This window comes from Nocardia rhizosphaerihabitans, from assembly GCF_014646295.1.
Lineage (GTDB): Bacteria > Actinomycetota > Actinomycetes > Mycobacteriales > Mycobacteriaceae > Nocardia > Nocardia rhizosphaerihabitans.
The window spans coordinates 190,978-210,608 of sequence record NZ_BMNE01000011.1 but is presented as its reverse complement, the minus strand read 5'-3'; the positions used below and the strand labels follow the sequence as shown (position 1 = coordinate 210,608).

The 19,631-nt window shown below is 68.9% G+C and carries 18 protein-coding genes and 1 pseudogene; 12 read left to right on the top strand and 7 right to left on the bottom strand.

The genetic code is table 11. The features are described 5' to 3' along the window. The 3 genes and pseudogenes from IEY60_RS32310 to IEY60_RS32300 all read left to right on the top strand — a co-directional run. Window positions 1-474: pseudogene (locus IEY60_RS32310) on the top strand (pyridine nucleotide-disulfide oxidoreductase); the annotation flags it as partial. A gap of 10 nt (window positions 475-484) precedes the next feature. After that, on the top strand, window positions 485-1,615 hold the full coding sequence (locus tag IEY60_RS32305; protein WP_189034315.1) for an Mrp/NBP35 family ATP-binding protein: 1,131 nt from the start codon (window positions 485-487) through the stop codon (window positions 1,613-1,615). A 120-nt stretch (window positions 1,616-1,735) separates the two neighbouring features. Next, a complete protein-coding gene (locus tag IEY60_RS32300) occupies window positions 1,736-2,569 on the top strand; it encodes an IclR family transcriptional regulator (RefSeq protein ID WP_189034314.1) in 834 nt (277 codons plus the stop codon). 5 nt (window positions 2,570-2,574) lie between these two features. Here IEY60_RS32300 and IEY60_RS32295 read toward each other — a convergent pair whose 3' ends face one another. Beyond that, window positions 2,575-4,272, bottom strand: a complete 1,698-nt coding sequence (locus tag IEY60_RS32295; RefSeq protein WP_189034313.1) for an FAD-binding dehydrogenase — start codon at window positions 4,270-4,272, stop codon at window positions 2,575-2,577. A 98-nt stretch (window positions 4,273-4,370) separates the two neighbouring features. Here IEY60_RS32295 and IEY60_RS32290 point away from each other — a divergent pair, with 98 nt between their 5' ends. Together IEY60_RS32290 and IEY60_RS32285 are read left to right on the top strand one after the other, a co-directional pair. Further along, the gene (locus IEY60_RS32290) at window positions 4,371-4,586 is read left to right on the top strand and encodes a hypothetical protein (RefSeq protein WP_189034312.1); all 216 of its coding nucleotides are present in this window, start codon (window positions 4,371-4,373) and stop codon (window positions 4,584-4,586) included. A gap of 271 nt (window positions 4,587-4,857) precedes the next feature. Next, on the top strand, window positions 4,858-5,430 hold the full coding sequence (locus IEY60_RS32285) for a cutinase family protein (RefSeq protein WP_189034311.1): 573 nt from the start codon (window positions 4,858-4,860) through the stop codon (window positions 5,428-5,430). Window positions 5,431-5,448: 18 nt separating this feature from the next. On the opposite strand, the gene IEY60_RS32280 is transcribed toward IEY60_RS32285, so the two are convergent. After that, window positions 5,449-6,051, bottom strand: a complete 603-nt coding sequence (locus IEY60_RS32280; RefSeq protein WP_189034310.1) for a TetR/AcrR family transcriptional regulator — start codon at window positions 6,049-6,051, stop codon at window positions 5,449-5,451. 141 nt (window positions 6,052-6,192) lie between these two features. Between IEY60_RS32280 and IEY60_RS32275 the strand changes: the two genes are divergently transcribed. The 5 genes from IEY60_RS32275 (at window position 6,193) to IEY60_RS32255 (ending at window position 9,920) form a co-directional block, all read left to right on the top strand. Further along, window positions 6,193-7,416, top strand: coding sequence for an alkane 1-monooxygenase (locus IEY60_RS32275; protein ID WP_189034309.1), 1,224 nt, complete (start codon window positions 6,193-6,195; stop codon window positions 7,414-7,416). Beyond that, complete coding sequence (locus tag IEY60_RS32270) at window positions 7,416-7,592, top strand: rubredoxin (protein ID WP_189034308.1); 177 nt, start codon at window positions 7,416-7,418, stop codon at window positions 7,590-7,592. Before IEY60_RS32275 ends, IEY60_RS32270 begins: the two co-directional genes overlap by 1 nt. Then, window positions 7,589-7,771 carry a rubredoxin gene (locus IEY60_RS32265; protein ID WP_189034307.1) on the top strand — a complete coding sequence of 61 codons (183 nt, stop codon included), beginning with the start codon at window positions 7,589-7,591 and terminating at the stop codon, window positions 7,769-7,771. The genes IEY60_RS32270 and IEY60_RS32265 overlap by 4 nt, the downstream gene beginning before the upstream one ends. After that, a complete protein-coding gene (locus IEY60_RS32260) occupies window positions 7,768-8,961 on the top strand; it encodes an NAD(P)/FAD-dependent oxidoreductase (RefSeq protein ID WP_189034306.1) in 1,194 nt (397 codons plus the stop codon). The genes IEY60_RS32265 and IEY60_RS32260 overlap by 4 nt, the downstream gene beginning before the upstream one ends. Before the next feature lie 74 nt (window positions 8,962-9,035). Then, window positions 9,036-9,920, top strand: coding sequence for an NmrA family NAD(P)-binding protein (locus tag IEY60_RS32255; RefSeq protein ID WP_189034305.1), 885 nt, complete (start codon window positions 9,036-9,038; stop codon window positions 9,918-9,920). A 60-nt stretch (window positions 9,921-9,980) separates the two neighbouring features. On the opposite strand, the gene IEY60_RS32250 is transcribed toward IEY60_RS32255, so the two are convergent. The 5 genes from IEY60_RS32250 to IEY60_RS32230 all read right to left on the bottom strand — a co-directional run bounded on the left by IEY60_RS32250 (window position 9,981) and on the right by IEY60_RS32230 (window position 17,109). After that, window positions 9,981-12,011, bottom strand: coding sequence for an SDR family oxidoreductase (locus IEY60_RS32250; protein ID WP_189034304.1), 2,031 nt, complete (start codon window positions 12,009-12,011; stop codon window positions 9,981-9,983). 277 nt (window positions 12,012-12,288) lie between these two features. Then, entirely contained in the window at window positions 12,289-13,392 is a 1,104-nt protein-coding gene (locus IEY60_RS32245) for a glycosyltransferase (protein ID WP_189034303.1), read from the bottom strand. Continuing rightward, entirely contained in the window at window positions 13,389-14,720 is a 1,332-nt protein-coding gene (locus IEY60_RS32240; RefSeq protein ID WP_189034302.1) for a glutamate-1-semialdehyde 2,1-aminomutase, read from the bottom strand. The genes IEY60_RS32245 and IEY60_RS32240 overlap by 4 nt, the downstream gene beginning before the upstream one ends. Beyond that, window positions 14,720-16,003, bottom strand: coding sequence for a GNAT family N-acetyltransferase (locus IEY60_RS32235; protein WP_189034301.1), 1,284 nt, complete (start codon window positions 16,001-16,003; stop codon window positions 14,720-14,722). The genes IEY60_RS32240 and IEY60_RS32235 overlap by 1 nt, the downstream gene beginning before the upstream one ends. A 17-nt stretch (window positions 16,004-16,020) precedes the next feature. Continuing rightward, the gene (locus IEY60_RS32230) at window positions 16,021-17,109 is read right to left on the bottom strand and encodes a GumC domain-containing protein (protein ID WP_189034300.1); all 1,089 of its coding nucleotides are present in this window, start codon (window positions 17,107-17,109) and stop codon (window positions 16,021-16,023) included. 223 nt (window positions 17,110-17,332) lie between these two features. Here IEY60_RS32230 and IEY60_RS32225 point away from each other — a divergent pair, with 223 nt between their 5' ends. Both IEY60_RS32225 and IEY60_RS32220 read left to right on the top strand, forming a co-directional pair. Further along, the gene (locus IEY60_RS32225; protein WP_229740316.1) at window positions 17,333-18,163 is read left to right on the top strand and encodes a glycosyltransferase; all 831 of its coding nucleotides are present in this window, start codon (window positions 17,333-17,335) and stop codon (window positions 18,161-18,163) included. Window positions 18,164-18,168: 5 nt separating this feature from the next. Then, window positions 18,169-19,536, top strand: a complete 1,368-nt coding sequence (locus tag IEY60_RS32220) for an O-antigen ligase family protein (RefSeq protein WP_189034299.1) — start codon at window positions 18,169-18,171, stop codon at window positions 19,534-19,536. Window positions 19,537-19,631: the final 95 nt, after the last annotated feature.

Genomic DNA, 19,631 nt, shown 5'->3' with positions numbered 1-19,631 from the left:
AAGGGCACCGGCGAGTTCAAGCAGTGGGACGTGCAGGCGATCTACCGCGCCGTCGGCTACCGATCCGGGGACATCGCCGAGCTCCCCTTCGACGACCGGAGCGCCACGATCCCCAACGAAGCAGGCAGGGTGCTCGACGACCCGGCAGCCGACGGCAGCACCCGCTACCTTCCCGGTGTCTATGTCACCGGCTGGATCAAACGTGGACCGGTCGGCCTGATCGGCCACACCAAGGGCGATGCCAACGAGACTGTCGCGTGCCTGCTCGACGATCGTCCCCATCTCGTGCCTGCTGCCAGACCCCACCCCGACGCGGTGCTGGAATTCCTCACCGGCAACGGGATCGCCTTCACCACCTGGGAAGGCTGGTATCGCCTCGACGCCCACGAGCGTGCCCTGGGTGAGCCAGAAGGCCGGGCGCGCGTGAAAGTCGTAGAACGCGCGGAGATGGTGCGCGCCAGCATGTCTCGATGAAGGGAAGACCATGGACGTGACCGCAGCGCAGGTTGAAACCGCACTGTCCGGTGTTTACGACCCCGAGATCGGCCGCCCGATCACCGAGCTGAACATGGTCGACGCCGTCACCCTCGACGCGCGCGGCCAGGTCGTGGTGCGAATCCTGCTCACCGTCACAGGGTGCCCGCTGCGAGCGAAGATCAGCGAGGACGTTCGTACCGCCGTGACAGCGGTTCCCGGCGTCACCGGTGTCGATATAGATTTCGGCGTGATGAGTGAGCAACAGCGCCGAGAGCTGACTCGGCAGCTGCGCGGCCCGGAAACCGAGACGGTGCCCACGCTCGCCGGCTCGACCCGCGTCTACTGCGTGGTCTCGGGCAAGGGCGGTGTCGGAAAGTCCAGTGTCACGGTCAATCTGGCGGTCGCACTGGCCCGCCGTGGATTGCGCGTCGGCATCATGGACGCCGACGTGCACGGACACTCGGTCCCGGCGATGCTCGGCATCACCACCGGGCCGACACTCGTGGAGCGAATGATCATGCCGCCCAGTGCCTTCGGTGTGCGGGTCATCTCGATCGGGATGTTCGCCGAAGGCAACGAGCCGGTCGTGTGGCGCGGGCCGATGCTGCATCGTGCCCTGCAGCAGTTCGTCCACGACGTCTACTGGGGTGAGCTCGACATCCTGCTGATCGACATGCCACCCGGCACCGGCGACATCGCGATCTCGCTGGCTCAGCTGTTGCCTGCGGCAGAACTCGTCGTGGTCACCACCCCGCAGCGCACCGCTGCGCGCATCGCCGAACGGGCGGGTGCGGTCGCGGCGCAGACCGGTCAGCGGGTGGCGGGCATCATCGAGAACATGTCCTGGTACGACAGTCCCGACGGCACCAGGCACACCTTGTTCGGCGCGGGCGGCGCTACCACGGTGAGCCGCGCGTTGAGCACCCGGCTCGACACCCACTGCCCGGTCATCGGCCGGATCCCGTTCGATCCAGCGGTCTGTGCGGCAGGTGATCGCGGTGCGCCCTTCGTCCACACCGATCCCGGCTCCGCGCCTGCCCGCGCCGTCGGTGAGATTGCCACGGTACTGGCGCCCGCGGCCCCGCCGATCGTGCGGCAGCCGCTGCCGGTGACAGCGGTCGGTCGCGCTGCGGTGTGACCGGCAGTGGTCGGTGTGGTCACGAAATCGCCTGGTGAACCGGATGGTCCAGCGAAATGGTGCATAAGCGGAGCAGACGGCTCTAGTCTGTATCCGCTACACACTGTGGAGGTTGGATCAATGACGGTCGAGATCGTGACCGAGCCGGCGCCGGAGGACCTGTGGACCGGATCGGGTCGGGCCGCCGGGGCGCCGCCGACGTCGATGATCGAGCGGATGACGCTGATCCTCGACGCGTTCGATTCGACCACCCCCACCCTCACCCTGCTCGGCCTGGCCGAACGCACCGGGCTACCGCGCTCGACCGTGCACCGCATCCTCGACCAGATGATCCGATTGCGCTGGCTCGCGCACACTCCCGGCGGCTACCGCCTCGGCCTGCGGGTGCTCGAACTGGGCGGTCTGGCCGCCGAGCACAACGAACTGCGGGAGGCGGTCGGGCCGCTGCTCTACGACCTCAGCCAGCGCACCGGCCTGATCGGCCACCTCGCCGTCCTCGACGGCCGTGACGTGCTGTTCCTCGACCGCGCGGGCGGACGCAGCCAGGTCGCCATCCCGACCCGCGTCGGCGGCCGACTGCCCGCGCACTGCACCGCACTCGGCAAAGCCTTGCTGGCGACCCTCGAACCGGGCATCGCCGAGGGCTCGCTGCGCGGCAACGCCACTCCGCGTACGGCCCGCACGATCGTCGATCGCGCCGAACTGCATCGCGAGCTCGCCCGCATCCGCAACCGGCAGGGCGTCGCCGTCGACACCGAGGAATCGATGCCCGGTGTCGGCTGCGTGGCGGTGCCGATCCGCGGCCGTGGCGTCGCGCTGGCCGCGATCTCGCTGTCGGGCACCGTGAACGGCGACCGCAGCGCACTCGACACCGCCCGGCTGGCACGGGCGCTGGCCGAGGTGGCCAAGGAAGCGGCGCGCGCCTTGGCCCCCAGGCACGGCCGCCCCCTCTAGATCACTCAGTCTGCCGCGCGGTGCTTGGCCATCGCGCGGCCCGCCGCGCGACCGGAGAAGATGCAGCCGCCGAGGAACGTGCCCTCCAGCGCGTTGTAGCCGTGCACGCCGCCACCGCCGAAACCGGCGACCTCACCGGCGGCGAAGAGACCGGGGAAGGCCGAGCCGTCGGGGCGCAGCACCTGCGAGTCGAGATCGGTCTGCAAGCCGCCCAGCGTCTTTCGGGTCAGGATGTTGAGCCGCACCGCGATGAGCGGGCCCTGGGCGGGGTCGAGAATGCGATGCGGTTTGACGACCCGGCCCGCCTTGTCACCGAAGTACTTGCGCGCGTTGGTGATCGCGGCGATCTGCGCGTCCTTGGTGTAGGGATTGGTGACCTCTCGGTCCCTGGCCACGATCTGGCGTTCCAGCTCCGCGGCGTCCAGCTGCGGACCGCGCGCGATCTTGTTCATCCCGTCGACCAGGTCGACGAGCGAATCGGCGACGACGAAGTCCACGCCGTGCTGCTTGAACGCCTCCACCGGGCCCGGCGCGCCCTTGGCCACCCGGCTGCGCAGCGTGAGCTTGAGATCCTTGCCGGTGATGTCGGGATTCTGCTCCGACCCCGACAGTGCGAACTCCTTCTCGATGATCGTCTGGTTCAGCACGAACCACGAGTAGTCGTACCCGGTCGACAGGATCCGGCGCATGGTCTCGTTGGTGTCGAAACCGGGGAAACACGGTGCGGGCATGCGGTTTCCGTTCGCGTCGAACCACAGCGACGACGGACCCGGAATGATCCGGATGGCGTGATCGGGCCAGATCGGATCCCAGTTGTTGATGCCCTCGGTGTAGTGCCACATCCGGTCGCGGTTCACCAGGGCGGCGCCCGCCTGCTCGGAAATGCCGAGCATCCGGCCGTCGACATAGGCCGGGACGCCCGAGATCATCGTCTCCGGGCAGGGGCCGAGGCGTTCGGTGGGCCAGTTGCGCCGGATCAGCTCGTGCGCGTGCCCGATGCCGCCCGAACTCACCAGCACCGACGGCGCGTGGAAGGTGAACTCGCCCACCACATCCCGGTTGGAGGCGACGCCGCGCTCGGTCTCGCTCGGCGCGAGGACGCTGCCGCGGATCCCGGTGACGGCGCCGTCGTCGACGATCAGCTCGTCGACCCGGTGCCGGAACGCGAAGCGCACCAACCCGCGTGCCTCACCGACCAGGACGGGTTCGAGGAAGACCCGGAGCACTTCGGGTCCGGTACCCCAGGTGAGGTGGAACCGGGGCACCGAGTTGCCGTGCCCGTCGGCGAGCCCGCCGCCACGCTCGGCCCAGCCGACCAGGGGAGTGACGCGTAAGCCCAAGGCGTGCAGGTAGTCCCGCTTCTCCTCGGTCGCGAAGCGGACGTAGGCCTGCGCCCACTGACGCGCCATCCGGTCCTCGTCCTCGCGGTCGAAACCGGCCGAGCCGAGCCAATCCTGCAGTGCCAGTTCGTAGGAGTCCTTGATGCCGAGCCTGCGCTGCTCGGGGCTGTCGACGAAGAACAGACCGCCCAGCGACCAGAACGCCTGCCCGCCGAGATTGGCGCGGTTCTCCTGGTCGACCACCAGGACCTTGCGTCCGGCCAGCACCAGTTCATGGGTGGCGACCAGGCCGGCGAGGCCGGCTCCGACCACAATCGCGTCGGGGATGAAATCGTCAGTGTGTTCTGGCACAGTGCTCGGCATGCCACGGAACGTAGCATTGGTGCGTCGGTGGCCGGGGGTAAGTGTTGGAAAATGCCCTGACCAGCGGTGTTTCATTTCGAGAGAGACTTGGGGAAGCCATGAACGTCCGAACCCGCACCGGTGCCGCCGTGCTCGTCCTCGCGGTCGCCGCCGGTCTGGGCGCCACCTCCTGCTCGCGCAGCGAGCGCTGGTGCGAACGCGACCAGGGCGATGTCCTGGTCGAGAACTCCTACTGCGAGCGCGGCGTTCCCGGCTACGAATGGGAGCCCGACCACGACAAGCCCAAGAAGAAGAAAAAGCCCAAGAAGCACTGATCGCGTCGGCGGCCTTGTGCCGCAGGCGATCCGAGACCTGACCGTGGCGTAAGAGATGCCGAGTTCGGGTCGAGTCGATGCAGGTCAGCGGGTATTCCACCCTTGAGCACGCCGAATACCGTTGCGGTGGACGGTGATCGCTCTCTCTTTATTCTCACAACGGCGTGAGTGGGTGGATGCCATGATCAACCGGAAGGTAATTCGTAACGTCGCAGGACATACAGCGCGAGCGCTGTCGGTGTTGCTACTGGCCGCGGGAATCGGGACAGCGATGTCCCCCGGGCTGACAGCGTGGGCGCACAGTTGTGCCACGCTCGATGTCGTGGTCGCCCGCGGCACAAACGAACCCGGCTATCTGGGCGCGGTGGTGGGCGACCCGCTCTACGCGGTCCTCAGCGCGCAGCTACCGGTCGACACCTCCGCCCACCGTGTCGAGTACCCGGCGGACCTGCTGGTTCCCTCCTCGGTCTCCGACGGCACCAGGGCGATGACCGGGCACCTGCTCGCGCGGGCCGCCGCCTGCCCCGACCAGCGGTTCGTGCTCGTCGGCTACTCGCAGGGCGCGGCGGTGACCCACGGCGTCCTCGGCTCGCCTGCGATGATGCTCCTGCCGGGAATGTATGTGCTGCCGCCCGAGATGTCGTCCCGGGTCGTCGCGGTACTGCTGTTCGGCGACCCGCTGCGGCTCGTCGGCGGCACGGTCGCGCCGTTGTACGCCGATCGCACCGCGAACTATTGCACCGCAGGCGATCCGGTGTGCGCGGGCGGGGTGTTCCCGACCGCGCACGGCGCCTACAGCTGGGCGTTCGCGAACGCGTCCGGGCAGGTGAATGCGCGGCTGTGAGCCCGCTGCCCGCCGTCGTCAGGCGGCGGGCAGTACGCCGGACAGCACGCGCCCGATCTGCGCCACCGCGCGGTCCACGCTCCCGGTCGGCTGGAAGAGATGGCTCAGGGTCAGCCGGACCATGATCTCGACGACCGAGGTGAGTTCCTCGTCGGACAATTCCGCGAGCAGGTGCAGCTCGCGCACGGTGCCGGTCAGCGCGGCGACCGCGCGGCCGAGAACCGGTTCCGGGTCGCTCATCAGGGCGGGCAGCAGCGCGGTGTCACCCTCGCTGCGCGCCGAGAGCACGGCCTTGATCAGGGTGTTGTCGCCCGCGTTGCGCAGGGCGTAGTCCGCGGCCGCGGTCATGCCCGCGATCATGTCCGCCGGATACTCGGCCAGCGTCTCGGCGATCCCGGCCAGGTAGATGCCGAGCTCACGCTCGATCAGCGCGTCCGCGAGCGCCTGCTTGGTGCCGATCTCCTTGTAGAGGACGGGCCTGCTGATGCCGACTTCCTTGGCCACGCGCGACATGTTGACCGCACCCCACCCCTCGGTGACGACCATCGTGCGGGCGGCATCGAGCATGCGGTCGCGCAACAGCTGACGCATCTCGGCTTGGAAGTTCGGCGATTCGACCACCCGACCATCGTACATGTGCTACCAGTTCTGCTTCTTCATTGACATTCTCTTAAAGAGTGTATTCACTGAGAACACATCACGCTATGTTGTAAACGGACACGGCAATGACCGAGCTAGTGTCTCGGCGATCAGGAGAACGACATGACGACATCTCGCATCGACCACGAAGGGTCGGCGGCAGTCCTGCACTGGCGCGATCCCAAGCGCTACCTGTGGCTGTTCGGCCTGGTCGCGCCTAGTTCCGCGCTGCTGGCCTCGGCCTTCGTGTGGGCCTTCAATCAGCTGGGCTGGCAGTCGGTCGCGCCGGTCTGGTGGTGGCTGGGGCCGCTGCTGGTGTACGTGCTGCTGCCGATCCTGGATCGCTTCTTCGGCCCCGACGGCAAGAACCCGCCGGAGGAGGTGATGGAACTGCTCGAGAACGACCGCTACTACCGGTACTGCACCTATGCCTACATCCCGCTGCAGCTGGTGAGCCTGGTCTTCGCCTGCTACCTGTGGTCGGCCGACAACCTGTCCTGGCTCGGCATCGACGGTGGCCTCGGCGTCCTGTCGAAGATCGGCCTGGCCTTCACCATCGGCGCGATGGGCGGCATCGGTATCAATACCGCGCACGAACTCGGCCACAAGAAGGACGAGCTGGAGCGCTGGCTGTCGAAGATCACCCTCGCCCAGACCGGGTACGGCCACTTCTACATCGAGCACAATCGCGGACACCACGTGCGGGTGTCCACTCCGGAGGATCCGGCCAGTGCCCGCTTCGGTGAGTCGTTCTGGACCTTCCTGCCGCGCAGCGTGTGGGGCAGCCTGATCTCGGCGTGGGAGCTCGAGCGCACTCGCCTCGAGCGACTCGGCAAGGGGCCGTTCACGATTCACAACGATGTGCTCAACGCGTGGCTGATGACGGTGGTGCTGTGGGCGGTGCTGGTCGCGGTGTTCGGTCCGGTGATCCTGCCGTTCCTGCTGATCCAGGCGGTCTACGGGTTCTCGCTGCTGGAGACGGTGAACTATCTCGAGCACTACGGTCTGCTCCGGCAGAAGACCGCCTCGGGTCGCTACGAGCGCTGCACCCCCGAGCACAGCTGGAACTCCGACCACATCGTCACCAATATCTTCCTCTACCACCTGCAACGGCACAGCGATCACCACGCCAACCCGACCCGCCGCTATCAGACGCTGCGGCACATGGACGGCGCGCCCGAACTGCCCAGCGGCTACGCCAGCTTGATCGGCCTGGCCTACCTGACGCCGCTGTGGCGCAAGGTGATGGACCCGCGTGTGCTCGCGCACTACGACGGCGACATCACCCGCGTGAACATCCAGCCCGCCAAGCGGGACAAGGTCCTGGCGAAGTACGGAGCGCGCTGATGGCTGCCTACATCTGTCCCGTGTGCGACTACCGCTACGACGAGCAAACCGGTGCTCCCCGTGAGGGTTTCCCCGCGGGCACGGCGTGGTCGGCGATTCCCGACGACTGGTGCTGCCCCGACTGCGGAGTCCGCGAGAAGCTCGATTTCCAGCTGAGCGACGAGGTCTCGCGATGAACGACTACAAGCTGTTCCGTTGCGTGCAGTGCGGATTCGAATACGATGAGGCGCAGGGCTGGCCCGAGGACGGCATCGAGCCGGGCACCCGCTGGGACGACATCCCCGACGACTGGTCGTGCCCGGACTGCGGCGCCGCCAAGGCCGACTTCGAGATGCTCGAGGTGAGCCGCGGATGAGCGCCAGGATCGTGATCGCCGGCACCGGTGTCGCCGGTGCCACCGCGGCCCAGACGCTGCGGCGCGAGGGGTACGACGGCGAGATCGTCCTCGTCGGCGCCGAACCGGACCTGCCGTACCGCCGGCCCGCGGTGTCCAAGGAACTCCTGTCCGGCGCCGGGTCGTTCGATCGCGCCCTGCTCAAGCCGGTGAAGTTCTGGACCGACAACCGGATCGATCTGCGCCCGGCCTTCGGCGTGGCAGCCGTCGACACCGACCGTGCGACAGTGCGATTGGGCACCGGTGAGGTGCTCGGCTACGACAGCCTGCTGCTGGCCACCGGTGCGCGCGCCCGGTCCATCGGCACCGCGTCGGCGCGGGTGCACACACTGCGCACCCGTGCCGACATCAGCGCACTCCGCGCGGCCGTCGTCGACGGTGGTTCGCTGCTGATCGTCGGCGGTGGGCTGATCGGCTGCGAGGTGGCGGCCACCGCCCGCGGGCTCGGCGCGCAGGTGACGGTGCTCAACGCCGGTCCGGCGCTGCTGGATCGGGTGGTGCCTGCGGCAGTGTCGGAGCTGGTGCACCGCATCCATGTGGAGCACGGTGTGGTGGTCGAGAACAACGTCGCGACAACTCAACTCGTCGACACCAGCGACGGCGTCACGGCCACCACCGCCGACGGGCGAACCTGGTCGGCGGCCGCGGCGCTGGTCGCCATCGGCTCGGTTCCCGAGACCACTCTGGCCGAGGCCGCCGGCATAGCGGTGAACGACGGCATCATCGTCGACCAGCACTACCGCACCTCGGCCCCCGGCGTCTTCGCCGCCGGTGACGCCACCACCGGATTCCACCCGCTCCGTGGCGAATTCGAACGTGGCCAGCACTGGAACTCGGCCATGACAGCCGGCGCGGCGGCCGCCATGTCCATCCTCGGCCACCCGGCCGCGGTCGCGGAAGTCCCGTGGGGCTGGACCGATCAGCACGGAGTCTCGCTGCAGTTCGCGGGCTGGGTCCACCCCCACGACGACCTGGTCGTCGACGGTGACCTCGATGCCAAGGACTTCCTCGCGGTGGCACTGCGTGACGGTCGCCCCGTCGGGGCCGTCGCCATGGGCAGACCGCGCGAACTCCGGGCGACCCGCCCGCTCATCGCCGCGGGTGAGACCTGGCGGGCCGGTGCATCGCTGACCACGGCCACCGCTCGTTGATCCGCGCGCACTCGCCGACCATGCACCTGCCATTGCGGCCGGAGACTGACCGCGATCGGTCGTAACGTCCGGGTATGGAACAGAGTGCACACGAGAAGAGGACTGTCGTCACCACACCGCTCGGGCATGTGGGCTCGCGCGTGGTCCGGCTGCTGGTGCAGGCGGGGGTCCGGCCTACGGTGTTGATGCGCAACCCCGCGCGGCTGGATCCGGCCACGCGGGAGTGCGTCGAGGTGGTCCAGGTCGACCAGGGTGATCCGGCGGCGGTGGTGGCGGCCACCCGGGGCGCGGATCGGTTGTTCTGGGTCGATCCACCCGCACTGATCGACGGTGATCCGGTGGCCGGGTACGCGCGGATGGGGGAGTCGGCGGCGCGAGCGGTGACCGAGAACGGCATCGAGGCTACGGTGTTCCTCAGCAGTATCGGGGCCGAGAAGCGTTCCGGGGCAGGGGAGATCGACGGATTGGCGCAGACCGAGGAACTGCTGGACGCGACCGGTGCGAACGTGCTGCATCTGCGGTGCAGCTACTTCTTCACCAATCTGCTCACCCAGCTCGACGAGATCAGGTCGGGAACGCTGTCCACGCCGTGGCCGCTCGACCACGCCATGCCGTGGGTCGACCCGCGCGACATCGGTGAGGTGGCCGCGGCCCGGCTGCTGTCCGGTGCGTGGTCGGGGCGAGTCGTGCAGGCCGTGCACGGACCGGAGGATCTGACCTTCGTCGACGTCGCCGAGATCCTGAGCGCGGAGATCGGCCGCGACGTCACCGCCGTGCGGATCACCGACGACGAGCTGCGGGCCGCCCTGCGCTCCGCCGGTCTCGGCGCGGCGCAGATCGACGGCATCGTGGGCATGTCGAAGGGCTCGAGCTCGGGATTCGTTGCCGAGGACGAGCGTTCGATCCGCACCACGACACCGACCACCCTCGCCGCCTGGGCGCGCACGCACCTGCGGTGACGAACAACGGGCCGGTCACGACAGCGTCGTGACCGGCCCGTCGATCGTGGCGTCCGGGGACTACCAGTGCACGCCGGGCAGCATCCGGCTCATGCGGGCAGCCGGGCCCGGCATCACCATCAGCGGGGTGAGAACCGGAGCCAGCACGGTGAGTGCGTTGCGGCTCGGCTCGGCGGGCTCGGTCGACTCGGCCTCGGCGGACACCGGCGCCGGGACCGACTTGCCCTGCGCCGCGGTCGATTCACCGAACAGCCGGTAGCCGGTGTGCATGATCGTGCGCTTGAGTGAGGGCAGGAACATCTCCACGGCCTGGGAGAAGGTGCCGACGGGGGTGTCGATGCGGTCGGGACGTTCGAGCAGGGCGCGGACCACGATGTCGGCGGCGCGCTCGGGGTCGGGCAGCGGCAGGGCGCGGTAGAGATCGGTGGGCGCGATCATCGGCGTGCGTACCAGCGGCATCCGGATGGAGGTGAAAGTGACACCGGCGCCACGGTTTTCGACCGCGGCGATATCGCTGAAGTTGTCCAGCGCCGACTTGCTGGCGGCGTAGGCGGCGAACCGGGGCACCTTGGTCTGGACCGCGATCGAGGAGATGTTGACGATGTGGCCGAAATGCCGCTCACGCATCGAGGGCAGCAGTGCCAGGATCAGCCGCACGGCGCCGAAGTAGTTCACCGCCATGGTGCGCTCGAAATCGTGCATGCGATCCACCGAGTTGGCGACCGACCGGCGGATCGACCGACCCGCGTTGTTGATCAGGTAGTCGACGTGACCGTGCTCGGTCAGCAGCTGCCCTACCAGGGCGTCCACAGCCGTCGCGTCGGTGATGTCGCACGGGTAGGAGAACGCGGTGCCGCCGTCGGCGCGCACGGATTCCGCTGCGGCGGTGAGGTCTTCGACGCCGCGAGCCACCATGAGCACGGTCGCGCCACGCCGGGCGACCGCGTGGGCGGTGGCCAGACCGATCCCCGAGGACGCACCGGTGATGAGCACGATCCGGCCCGAGAGCCGGTCGGCGTCGGCGGCGGGACGACCACGATGCGGATCCAGGTTGGCGCGCCAGAAATCCCACAGCCGCTGGGCGTAGGTGTCGAAGGCGGGCACGGTCAGCCCGGGCAACTGGGCCTGGGTGGAGTCCGCGACGAACTCGGCGGTGAAACCGACATGCGGGGCGACCGCCGCCGGAATGCCCGCCTGCTCGAACAGGAAGTCGCGCACCGCATGCGCGCCGGGAACATGGCCGAGGCCGTTGAGCGCGCGAGCGCTACCCGGCACGGTGCCGATGCCCGCAGGGCCGCCCGCCGCGGTCGCGAGGGCGCGATAGATGTCGCCGAAGGGCTGCGGCTCCGGGTTGACCAGGTGGAATGTGCGCCCGTCCAGTCCGTCGCGGCGCACCAGCCGCACCATCGCCTCGGCGACATAGTCGACCGGGACAACATTGGTCGCGCCCAGATCGGGCAGCGGCAGCGGCAACTCGGCGGGCAGCGCCGACAGCGCGGCGATCGCCTGGAAGAAGTAGTAGGGGCCGTCGATCTTGTCCATCTCGCCGGTGCGCGAATCGCCGACTACGATCGCCGGGCGATACACCCGCCAGCGCACGTCGGTCGCCTCGCGGACCAGCTTCTCGGCGGCGAACTTGGTGCGGTGATACGGCGAGGTCAGGTTCTGGCCGAGGTCGAAATCCTCCTCGAAGAACTTGCCACGATGATCACCGGCCACCGCCACCGAGGACACGTGGTGCAGCACGGCATCGAGCCTGCGCGCCAGCTCGATCACCGAGCGGGTGCCCGCGACATTGGCCGCGTGCGCGGTCTCCTCGTCGGCGGTCATGTCGTAGACGGCGCCCAGATGCAGCACGTGGTCCGCGCGCGGCGGCTCGTCACCCAAGCCGAGACCGTCGGCGGTCAGATCGCCGACCAGCGCGAACACCCGATCGCCGTCGGGATGCTGCGCGGTCAGCGCGGTGAACTTCGCCAGCGACTCGGCGCGCACGAGCACGTGCACGATCGCGGTGGGGTCGGCTGCGAGCAGCCCCCGCACCACTCGCCGACCCAGAAACCCGGTACCGCCTGTCACGATGTAGGAAACCATCGCCCCTCCTGAAAATTCTCGAAACACGGTGTCGTGCAACAGTGATCCGGCATGCGGCGGTGGATGCGGGCATCAACGGTTGAAGTCCAGCAGCAGATGGCTGGAGAGAAACCGGGCACCTCGTCGTCCCGGCTGGCCTTTACCGTACTCGTCAGTAACCTTGCTGGGCAAGCTCGTGGCGCCCGGTCGCCGTGTGGGAATGGTCACCTGTCGTCGCAGGTCAAAGGGTGTGTGTGACAGTTAATTTCAGTAACTGTGAGTTTCGGACAACTTGCCGCTATCGGTCCGCGAGCACGTCGTCGACGACGGCGGCCATCCTGGCGCGGAACACCTCGGGCGCGAAGCTGCCCGCGTGGTCGCGGATCTTCGCCGGATCGTAGCTCGCCGAACGGAAGTCGCGCATCACCGTGGCCAGCGCCGCCACGACGTCGTCATCGGAACCGGCGGGCACGTACTCACCGGTGACGCCGGGACGGATCGTGTCGAGCGCACCGCCGGCGCCGACGGCCAGCACGGGCGCGCCGCACGCCATCGCCTCGACGGGGACGATGCCGAAGTCCTCGATGCCGGGCATGAGCAGTGCCTGGCAGCGCCGGTACATGTCCTGCAGCTGCTCGGCGGAGGTGGCGCCGAGGAAGGTCGTCTCCGGACCTGCGATCGCCTCGAGCTGGGCGCGGAAGCGTCCCTCTCCGAGAACGACCAGGCGAACGCCCGCGCGCTGTGCCGCGCGAATCGCCAGGTCGGCGCGCTTGTAGGGCACCAGTCTGCCCGCGCAGAGGAAGAAGTCCTCGCGGGCCACGCTCGGATCGGGGGTGAACCGGGCGACCTGCACCGGCGGGTTGACCACCGAGGCGGGCAGGCCCCACCAGTCGGTGACCCGCTGGGCCACCGCGTGGGAGTTGGCGACGACGTGCGTCAGCCGCGGCGCGGCGCGCAGTTCACCGCGCCGGGCCAGGGCACCCAGCGCGCCGAGCGCGAGCTGGCCAGCGCGGCCGCCTGCCTCCTGCAGGCGGAATTCGCGATCCCACGCCCACCGGGCCGGGCTGTGCACGTACGCCACGACCGGCGCGTCGGTGGCCAGCGTGGCCTGGGTGGCGAAGGCGTGATGGCTGACGACCACGACATCGAAGTCACGCAACGGCATGCGCCGGAATGCGCGCGGTACCAGCGGCAGCAGTGGTGCGTGCCTGCCGCCGGTGAGGGTGTGTGCCCGGCTGAGCCAGCTGTCGTGGACGGTGCGGACCGGTTCGCGAAGCCCGCCCGGCGCGACGATCGGCGCGAAAACCTCGGCGTCGGGCCAGGTTTCGACGAACTGGCCGACCACCGCCTCGGATCCACCGAACTCGGTGAAACGTTCGTGCACGAGGGCGACATGGGTCATCGGTAGGTGCTCGCTTCGATCTGTCGGGGCGCCGCGGTGCGACGCAGAGCGGGGGCGACGGGGCGGCCGCGCAGCAGCCCGTCGACGGCGCCGCGCTCGAGCGCGCGGCGATACACCGGGGCCGCCGCCGCGCACGCGGCGATCGTGGCGGCGATCGCGTCGGCGTCGTGGGCGGCCGAGGTGACGAACGACTGGCCGAGGACGCCGTGCTCGAGCAGTTCCTGCAGAAACAGTGTCCGAAAGGCTTGCGACGGTAGGCCTTCGGTGTCCAGGGTGCGGAAGATCAGGCACGACGGCCTGCCACGCACCTGGAGATACTCCGCGATGCCGAGCCCCTCGGCGACCGAATTCACCCCGTCGGCGAGTTCCCGGCCCGCCTGCTCCATCCGGGTGATGGGGTCCTCGGTGCGGTAGGCGTGCACGACGGCGCGGAACGCGGCCAGCGACGCGGTCTCGGGTCCGTGCGTGGTGGACAGCAGGAAGACCCGGTCGTGGTCGGTGCGCAGGCCGCCGCGCTCCATGTACTCGCGTTTGCCCGCGAGCGCGGAAATCGGGAATCCGTTGCCCATCGCCTTGCCCCAGCACGACAGGTCCGGTGTCACACCGTAGACAGCCTGCGCACCACCGGCCGCCCAGCGGAAGCCGGTGATCATCTCGTCGAACACCAGCAGCGTGCCGTGCCGATCACACAGCGCGCGAACACCTTCCAGGTATCCGGGCAGCGGCTCGGCCATGGCTGTCGCGGCCTCGAGGAAGACGGCGGCGACGGTGTCGCCCGCGAGTGTCGCCGCGAGTGCTTCGAGATCGTTGTAGGCGAACTTCACGGTGTCGACAGTGGGGATCCCGCCCGCCATGTCGGTGGTGCCGATGAACCAGTCGTCGACGGAGAAGAACGGCTGATCGCAGACGGCGATCGTGGTCCGGCCGGTCACGGCCCTGGCCAGCCGCACCGCCGCGCTGGTGGCGTCGGAGCCGTTCTTCGCGAATTTCACCATGTCGGCGCCCGGCACGAGGTCCAGGAAGTCCTGTGCGGCACGTAGTTCGAGTTCGGTGGGCCGCGAGAAGCTCATGCCGTCGGCGACGGCGAGGGTGGCCGCACGGACTACCGGCTCGTAGCCGTGGCCCAGGGTGACCGATCGCAACCCCATCCCGTACTCGACGAACTCGTTGCCGTCGACATCCCAGACGCGAGCGCCCTTGCCGCGCACCAGGATCGGTGCCATCTGCTCCGGGTACTGGTCGGCGCCACGGGCGTAGGTGTGCGCGCCGCCCGGAATCAGGTCGTGCAGGCGAGCCTGGATCGCGGTACTGCGTTCGAAACTGCGCATCAGGTGAGCCCCCACAAACCGTGGTCGGTGTACAGCCCGGTGGGGCCACGATGGTCGGTCAGGACACCTTCGTGCACGAAGCCGGCGGCGGCAACCACAGCGGAGGTGACAGTGTCGCCGACCGGAATCTCGGCCGCTATCCGCCGCAGCCCGAGCTCGGTGAACCCGTACTCGGTGACCGCGCGCAGCGCCGCGGCCCAGAGTTCGGTATCGGCGAGATCGGGGTCGGCCCAGGTGAACAGGCTGGTGGCCTGACCCGGCAGCAGGGATTCGGACAGTTGGAATTCGCCTGCGTAGCAATTGTTCACGTGCAGCACCAGGTGTAGTCCCATCGGTGACCGGAGACCGAATCGGGTGTACCACCGCGCGCGGTACCACCCGGCCCGGCGGTGCCGGCGTTCCCATTCGGCGGGCCCGACCGCCACCGTGATCCGCGTGCGGTGGGCTGTCGCGGCACGTCGCCAGTCCGATCGATCCGTGCGGGCAAGGGTGCGCACCGCGGCATCCGGGTGATCGGCGACCACCAGGGACACGGGTTCGGCGGGCACGTAGCGTCGCAGATGCTCGCGGGCGGCCCAAGCGACCAGCCTGGCGGCGGCGAGCGCGACTACTGCGGGCGACACACCGCCAGAGCTGGAACCGGCTGGGACCGAGGCTGATTCGGCCGGGAGGAGGGCGGGGAGGTCCTGCGCCGCGAGGTCGGCGGGGGTGATCGCCGACAAGGTGTGATCCCGGGGCGCCCCACCGGCGTCGTAGGCCAGTGCCATGGTGGCTTGGTGGCGGTAGCCGAGGCCACGCACACAACGGAGGGCGGGTCGGTTGTCCGATGAGACGGGTGCCAGCACCCGGGTGACACCGCGGGTGCTGAACATGTAGTCGTGCAGCAGCACGCCCACCTGCGCCATGACCCCGCGGCCTGCCCACCGCGCGTCGATCCAGCCACCGGATTCCGCTGTCGCCGAGGCCGCGTCGATGATGAAGCACTCCGCCTGCCCTGCGAACCGGCCGTCGACCTCGATGACCCCGGCGTACCGGTGCCCGGCCCGCATCTCGGACCAGGCGACCAGGCACTCCCGCGCCCAGTGCCGGGGCGTGTGCCGCTGCTCCCAGCTCAGTGGTGAAGTGCCCCAGTACGGTTCGATGACGGCGCGGTCACGCAGCCGGATCTCACGCCACTGCGCGAAGTCCGACATGCGCGGCGGCCGCAGGCGAACGATGCTGTCGCCGTTGCGAACAGGGCCCAATATCAGGCGCGACATGTCGCCCGGTGTGGGGGATGTCATGCGCGACAACACCATGTCTAGCCGTCGCGCGATCCGGTGGTCTTCGGCACCGGGGCGGCACGAACCGGCCATTGCCGGGGCAGCACCGTGGTCTCGGGGTCGTAGGCCACCGGCGTCGAGGTCCTGGCGTCACGCTTCGGGGCCGGGGCCGGGGCCGGGGCCGGGGCCGGGGCCGGGGCCGGAGTCGGGGTCGGGGCCGGGGCCGGGGTCGGGGCTGGACCGGGTGTCGGCTCGGGTGCCGCGGTGGGAACAGGGACGGCTGTGGCGACCGCGGTCTCAGCTTTCCGGCCGCGCCGGAAACCACCGGTTCGACCGTTGACCCCACCGGCTCCACCGGTGCGGCGGCTGAGCGCACCACGCGCCAGCACCACCGTCTCGGCAACGATGATCAGCGTGGCCAGCCCCGCGAACAGGCCTTCCTGGACCGGGTGCGGGGCGACCAGTTCCGAGGTCGGATTGGCGATCACGGTCAGGCGCGGCATGCCCAGAACCTGGCGGAACTCCATCTCGCGGGCCACATCCCTGGCATCGAAACTGAGTTCCGGGCGCAGCGGATCCTCGGCCAGCCGTTTGGTGAAGGTGTCCTCGACGGCCCGCCGATGCACCTCGAGATCGGCGGCCGAACGGGCGATGGCCTCGGTGCGCATCTGGGACGCGACACTGTCGAGCGACTGCTGCACCGCCAGCACCAGCTTTTCGGCCTGCTCGGGCGACCCGGCTTGCGCCTTGATGATGAGCAGCGACGGGGCGGGCCCGGTCATCGCCGAAACCCTGGGGCGCAGGTCGTTCTCCGAGGGCGCCAGCCCGTTCTTCACCACATCCGAGAGCACCCGGCTCTCGGTGACCAGCACGATGTAGGGCTGGGTCAGCTCGTTGAACACCGCGCCGATGGATTGCTGGGAGATCTGCGCGGTGAGGCTCGCTTCGTAGGTGCGGGCGCTGCCGTCGCGGACCAGCCACACCGCACCGCCGACGAGGGCTGCGACCACCAGGGCGATCGGCAGGGCGCGAACCAGTTGGCGCAGATGGTCGGCGATGTTCACCCCGGACATCGCCGGGCGCCCCGGGTCCGCGTCGCCGGTGTCCGCCGGGTCGGTCTCGCTCACGCTTACCCCACAATTCGCCGATCTTGCTTCCGCGATGTTAGCTGGGGTTCCCCTGCGCCGCTAACTCGGTCGCACGTGGGGGTATCAGGGGTACCCGGACCACGCGTTGGGTAAACGATCTGTACCGATGTCGATGTGAATCTCGGTTGCCAGGCGGGTACTGTGCACGAAACGGGCACGCGTCGGGCGGCGCGGGCCCGATGAGTGTTGTGGAGGATGTGCTGTGGTGGGGGTACCCGTGTCGGTGTGCGTCCCGGCATTCAACGCGGCACGCACGATTGTCGAGACCATCGAGTCGATCCGCGCGCAGGATTTCGCGGACTTCGAGATCGTCGTGCTCGACAATGCCAGCACCGACGGCACCGGTGACCTGGTGCGTTCCTTCGACGACGAGCGAATCCGGTTGTGCACCAACGACACCGTGCTGCCGATGGTCGACAACTGGAATCGGGTGATGAGCCAGGCCCGAGGCGATCTGGTCAAACTCGTCTGTGCCGACGACCTGATCACCCCGGATTGCCTGTCGGCGCAGGTCGATTCGCTGCGCGATCCCGAGGTCGCCGTCGCCGGCGCCAAGTTCGACGTCATCGACGATGAGGGCGCGGTGCTCGCCCGGGCTCGGGGGCTGGGGAATCTGGTCGGGCGGTGTTCGTCGCGTAGGGCGCTCGGCGCGTTCGTGCGCAAGCTGCCCGACGAGCTGTGCCCGACCGCCGCGTTCCTGTTCCGGCGCCACGAATTCGAGGCGACCGGGGGATTTCGCACCGACTTCTTCTATGCGATGGACATCGATCTCGTCGCGCGATTGTGTGCGCGCGGCAGGTTCTACGGTCACAACCGGGTGCTGGCGATCAACCGGGCTTCGGTGTTCAACCATTCCTCCACGACGTCGACCCTCAGCAAATTCTCCGATGTGCTGCGGTTCAACCACCACGCGCGGCGCGAATACCGCGGCCTGGTCGGTCCGGTCGACGTACTGGCCGGCGACGGCAAGGTGCTGCGCCAGGCGCTGGTGCGCCTGGGTGCGCGGACCAAGCACCTGGCCGGGCGGGGCTGAGTTCGATGGGCCCGCTGCTGTACCTGGCCGCCATCCCGGTGGGCTGGGTGTTCCTGCGCTGGATCCGGTTCCGGCCGCAGCGTGGCGTGCTGCTGGTCGCCGCACTGGTCCCGTTCAACGGTCTGCTCGAGATCGCGCCGGGCTGGATGCAGGTCAACGGCTGGAAGGAGGCGCTGCTCGGACTCACCCTGCTGGTGGCCGTTTTCGTCCCGCACCGGCAGACCGATGCGCGTCCGGTGGTGCCGTGGTGGTCTTTCGGCGCCGCACTGTGTGTCTTCGGGGTGGTGTCGGCGTTCGTCACGGCCGGCACGCTCGGACTGTTCGCCATCAAGATCACGTTCTTCTACTTCATCGTGGTCCCGCTGATCCTGTATCTGCGCCCGTTCACCGCGCGCGACCGTGACCTGCTGGTGACGATCATGATGGTGGAGTCGGTGGCGATCGCGCTGTTCGGCCTGGCCCAGCAGGTGATCGGCGGCGCGGGCCTGGCGCAGATGGGCTACAAGTACAACGAGACGATTCGCTTCGCCGGCGGCCTGCTGCGTTCGTTCAGCACCTTCAACCAGCCGTTTCCGTATGCGTTCTACCTGGTGATGGTCCTGCTCGTCGGCGGGTCGGTCGCACTCGCGAATCCCAGACGACCGCGCAATCGGCTGTTCCTGATGACGACGCCGATTCTGGTCCTCGGTGTGGCGGCGAGTGTGGTGCGTGCCGCGCTGGCCGGGCTGCTGGTCGGTGCCCTGCTGCTGGCGGTGGTGCGCTACCGGCGCCAGTTGATGCCGGTGATCGTCGGCTCGGTGGCGGTGGTCGCGATCGGCGGGATCGCGGTGTCGTCGCAGGCCAGCAGTTCGCTGTTCTCCTCGTCGAGCCTGGCCGATCGGGGGACCGGCTGGAACACCGTCATGCGGACCGTCGGCAGTCATCCCTTCGGCGACGGACTCGGCTCGACCGGGGCCGCGGCCGCGCGGCTGCTTGTCGAGGAACTGGGCCCGATGGCCGGGGAATTGCCGTACGCCACCGGCGAAGTCCAAATCTATGGCCGCCCTTATCAACCCGACAACTACTACGTGAAGTTGCTCATCGAACTGGGGCCGATCGGGGTGTGGCTGTTCTCGGCGATCCTGGTGGTGATCTACCTGATGGCGCTGCGCTCGTCCCGCACGATGCGCGGGCCCGATTCGGCCCTGGCACTCGGTGTCGCGGCGGCCGTGCTGGCCAGCGCGGTGGCGGCGGTGGCGTCGAGCTACTTCGAGATCTTCCCGAGTGATTTCTACTTCTGGTTGCTGGCCGCGGTCGTCGGCTGTGCCGTCACCCAGCAGCAGTCCCCGTCCCCGGCCGCCGAGCGCAGCTCTGTCTCCGAGCAGGTAACGTGAACAGTGAAAGTTCCAGTCCCACACTGTGTTTCGGTGCGCTGGCATTACGCCCGAACGGGGCAGGGGTGGCTACCTATCAGCGGGAGCTGCTGGGG

Bases quoted from the DNA above. Each gene is read 5' to 3' on its own strand.
- IEY60_RS32275 (WP_189034309.1), top strand. From the start codon at position 6,193: ATGACGACATCTCGCATCGACCACGAAGGGTCGGCGGCAGTCCTGCAC.
- IEY60_RS32300 (WP_189034314.1), top strand. From the start codon at position 1,736: ATGACGGTCGAGATCGTGACCGAGCCGGCGCCGGAGGACCTGTGGACC.
- IEY60_RS32305 (WP_189034315.1), top strand. From the start codon at position 485: ATGGACGTGACCGCAGCGCAGGTTGAAACCGCACTGTCCGGTGTTTAC.
- IEY60_RS32285 (WP_189034311.1), top strand. From the start codon at position 4,858: ATGTCCCCCGGGCTGACAGCGTGGGCGCACAGTTGTGCCACGCTCGAT.
- IEY60_RS32240 (WP_189034302.1), bottom strand. From the start codon at position 14,720: ATGCGCAGTTTCGAACGCAGTACCGCGATCCAGGCTCGCCTGCACGAC.
- IEY60_RS32235 (WP_189034301.1), bottom strand. From the start codon at position 16,003: ATGACATCCCCCACACCGGGCGACATGTCGCGCCTGATATTGGGCCCT.
- IEY60_RS32250 (WP_189034304.1), bottom strand. From the start codon at position 12,011: ATGGTTTCCTACATCGTGACAGGCGGTACCGGGTTTCTGGGTCGGCGA.
- IEY60_RS32245 (WP_189034303.1), bottom strand. From the start codon at position 13,392: ATGACCCATGTCGCCCTCGTGCACGAACGTTTCACCGAGTTCGGTGGA.
- IEY60_RS32270 (WP_189034308.1), top strand. From the start codon at position 7,416: ATGGCTGCCTACATCTGTCCCGTGTGCGACTACCGCTACGACGAGCAA.
- IEY60_RS32265 (WP_189034307.1), top strand. From the start codon at position 7,589: ATGAACGACTACAAGCTGTTCCGTTGCGTGCAGTGCGGATTCGAATAC.
- IEY60_RS32220 (WP_189034299.1), top strand. From the start codon at position 18,169: ATGGGCCCGCTGCTGTACCTGGCCGCCATCCCGGTGGGCTGGGTGTTC.
- IEY60_RS32255 (WP_189034305.1), top strand. From the start codon at position 9,036: ATGGAACAGAGTGCACACGAGAAGAGGACTGTCGTCACCACACCGCTC.
- IEY60_RS32295 (WP_189034313.1), bottom strand. From the start codon at position 4,272: ATGCCGAGCACTGTGCCAGAACACACTGACGATTTCATCCCCGACGCG.
- IEY60_RS32290 (WP_189034312.1), top strand. From the start codon at position 4,371: ATGAACGTCCGAACCCGCACCGGTGCCGCCGTGCTCGTCCTCGCGGTC.
- IEY60_RS32260 (WP_189034306.1), top strand. From the start codon at position 7,768: ATGAGCGCCAGGATCGTGATCGCCGGCACCGGTGTCGCCGGTGCCACC.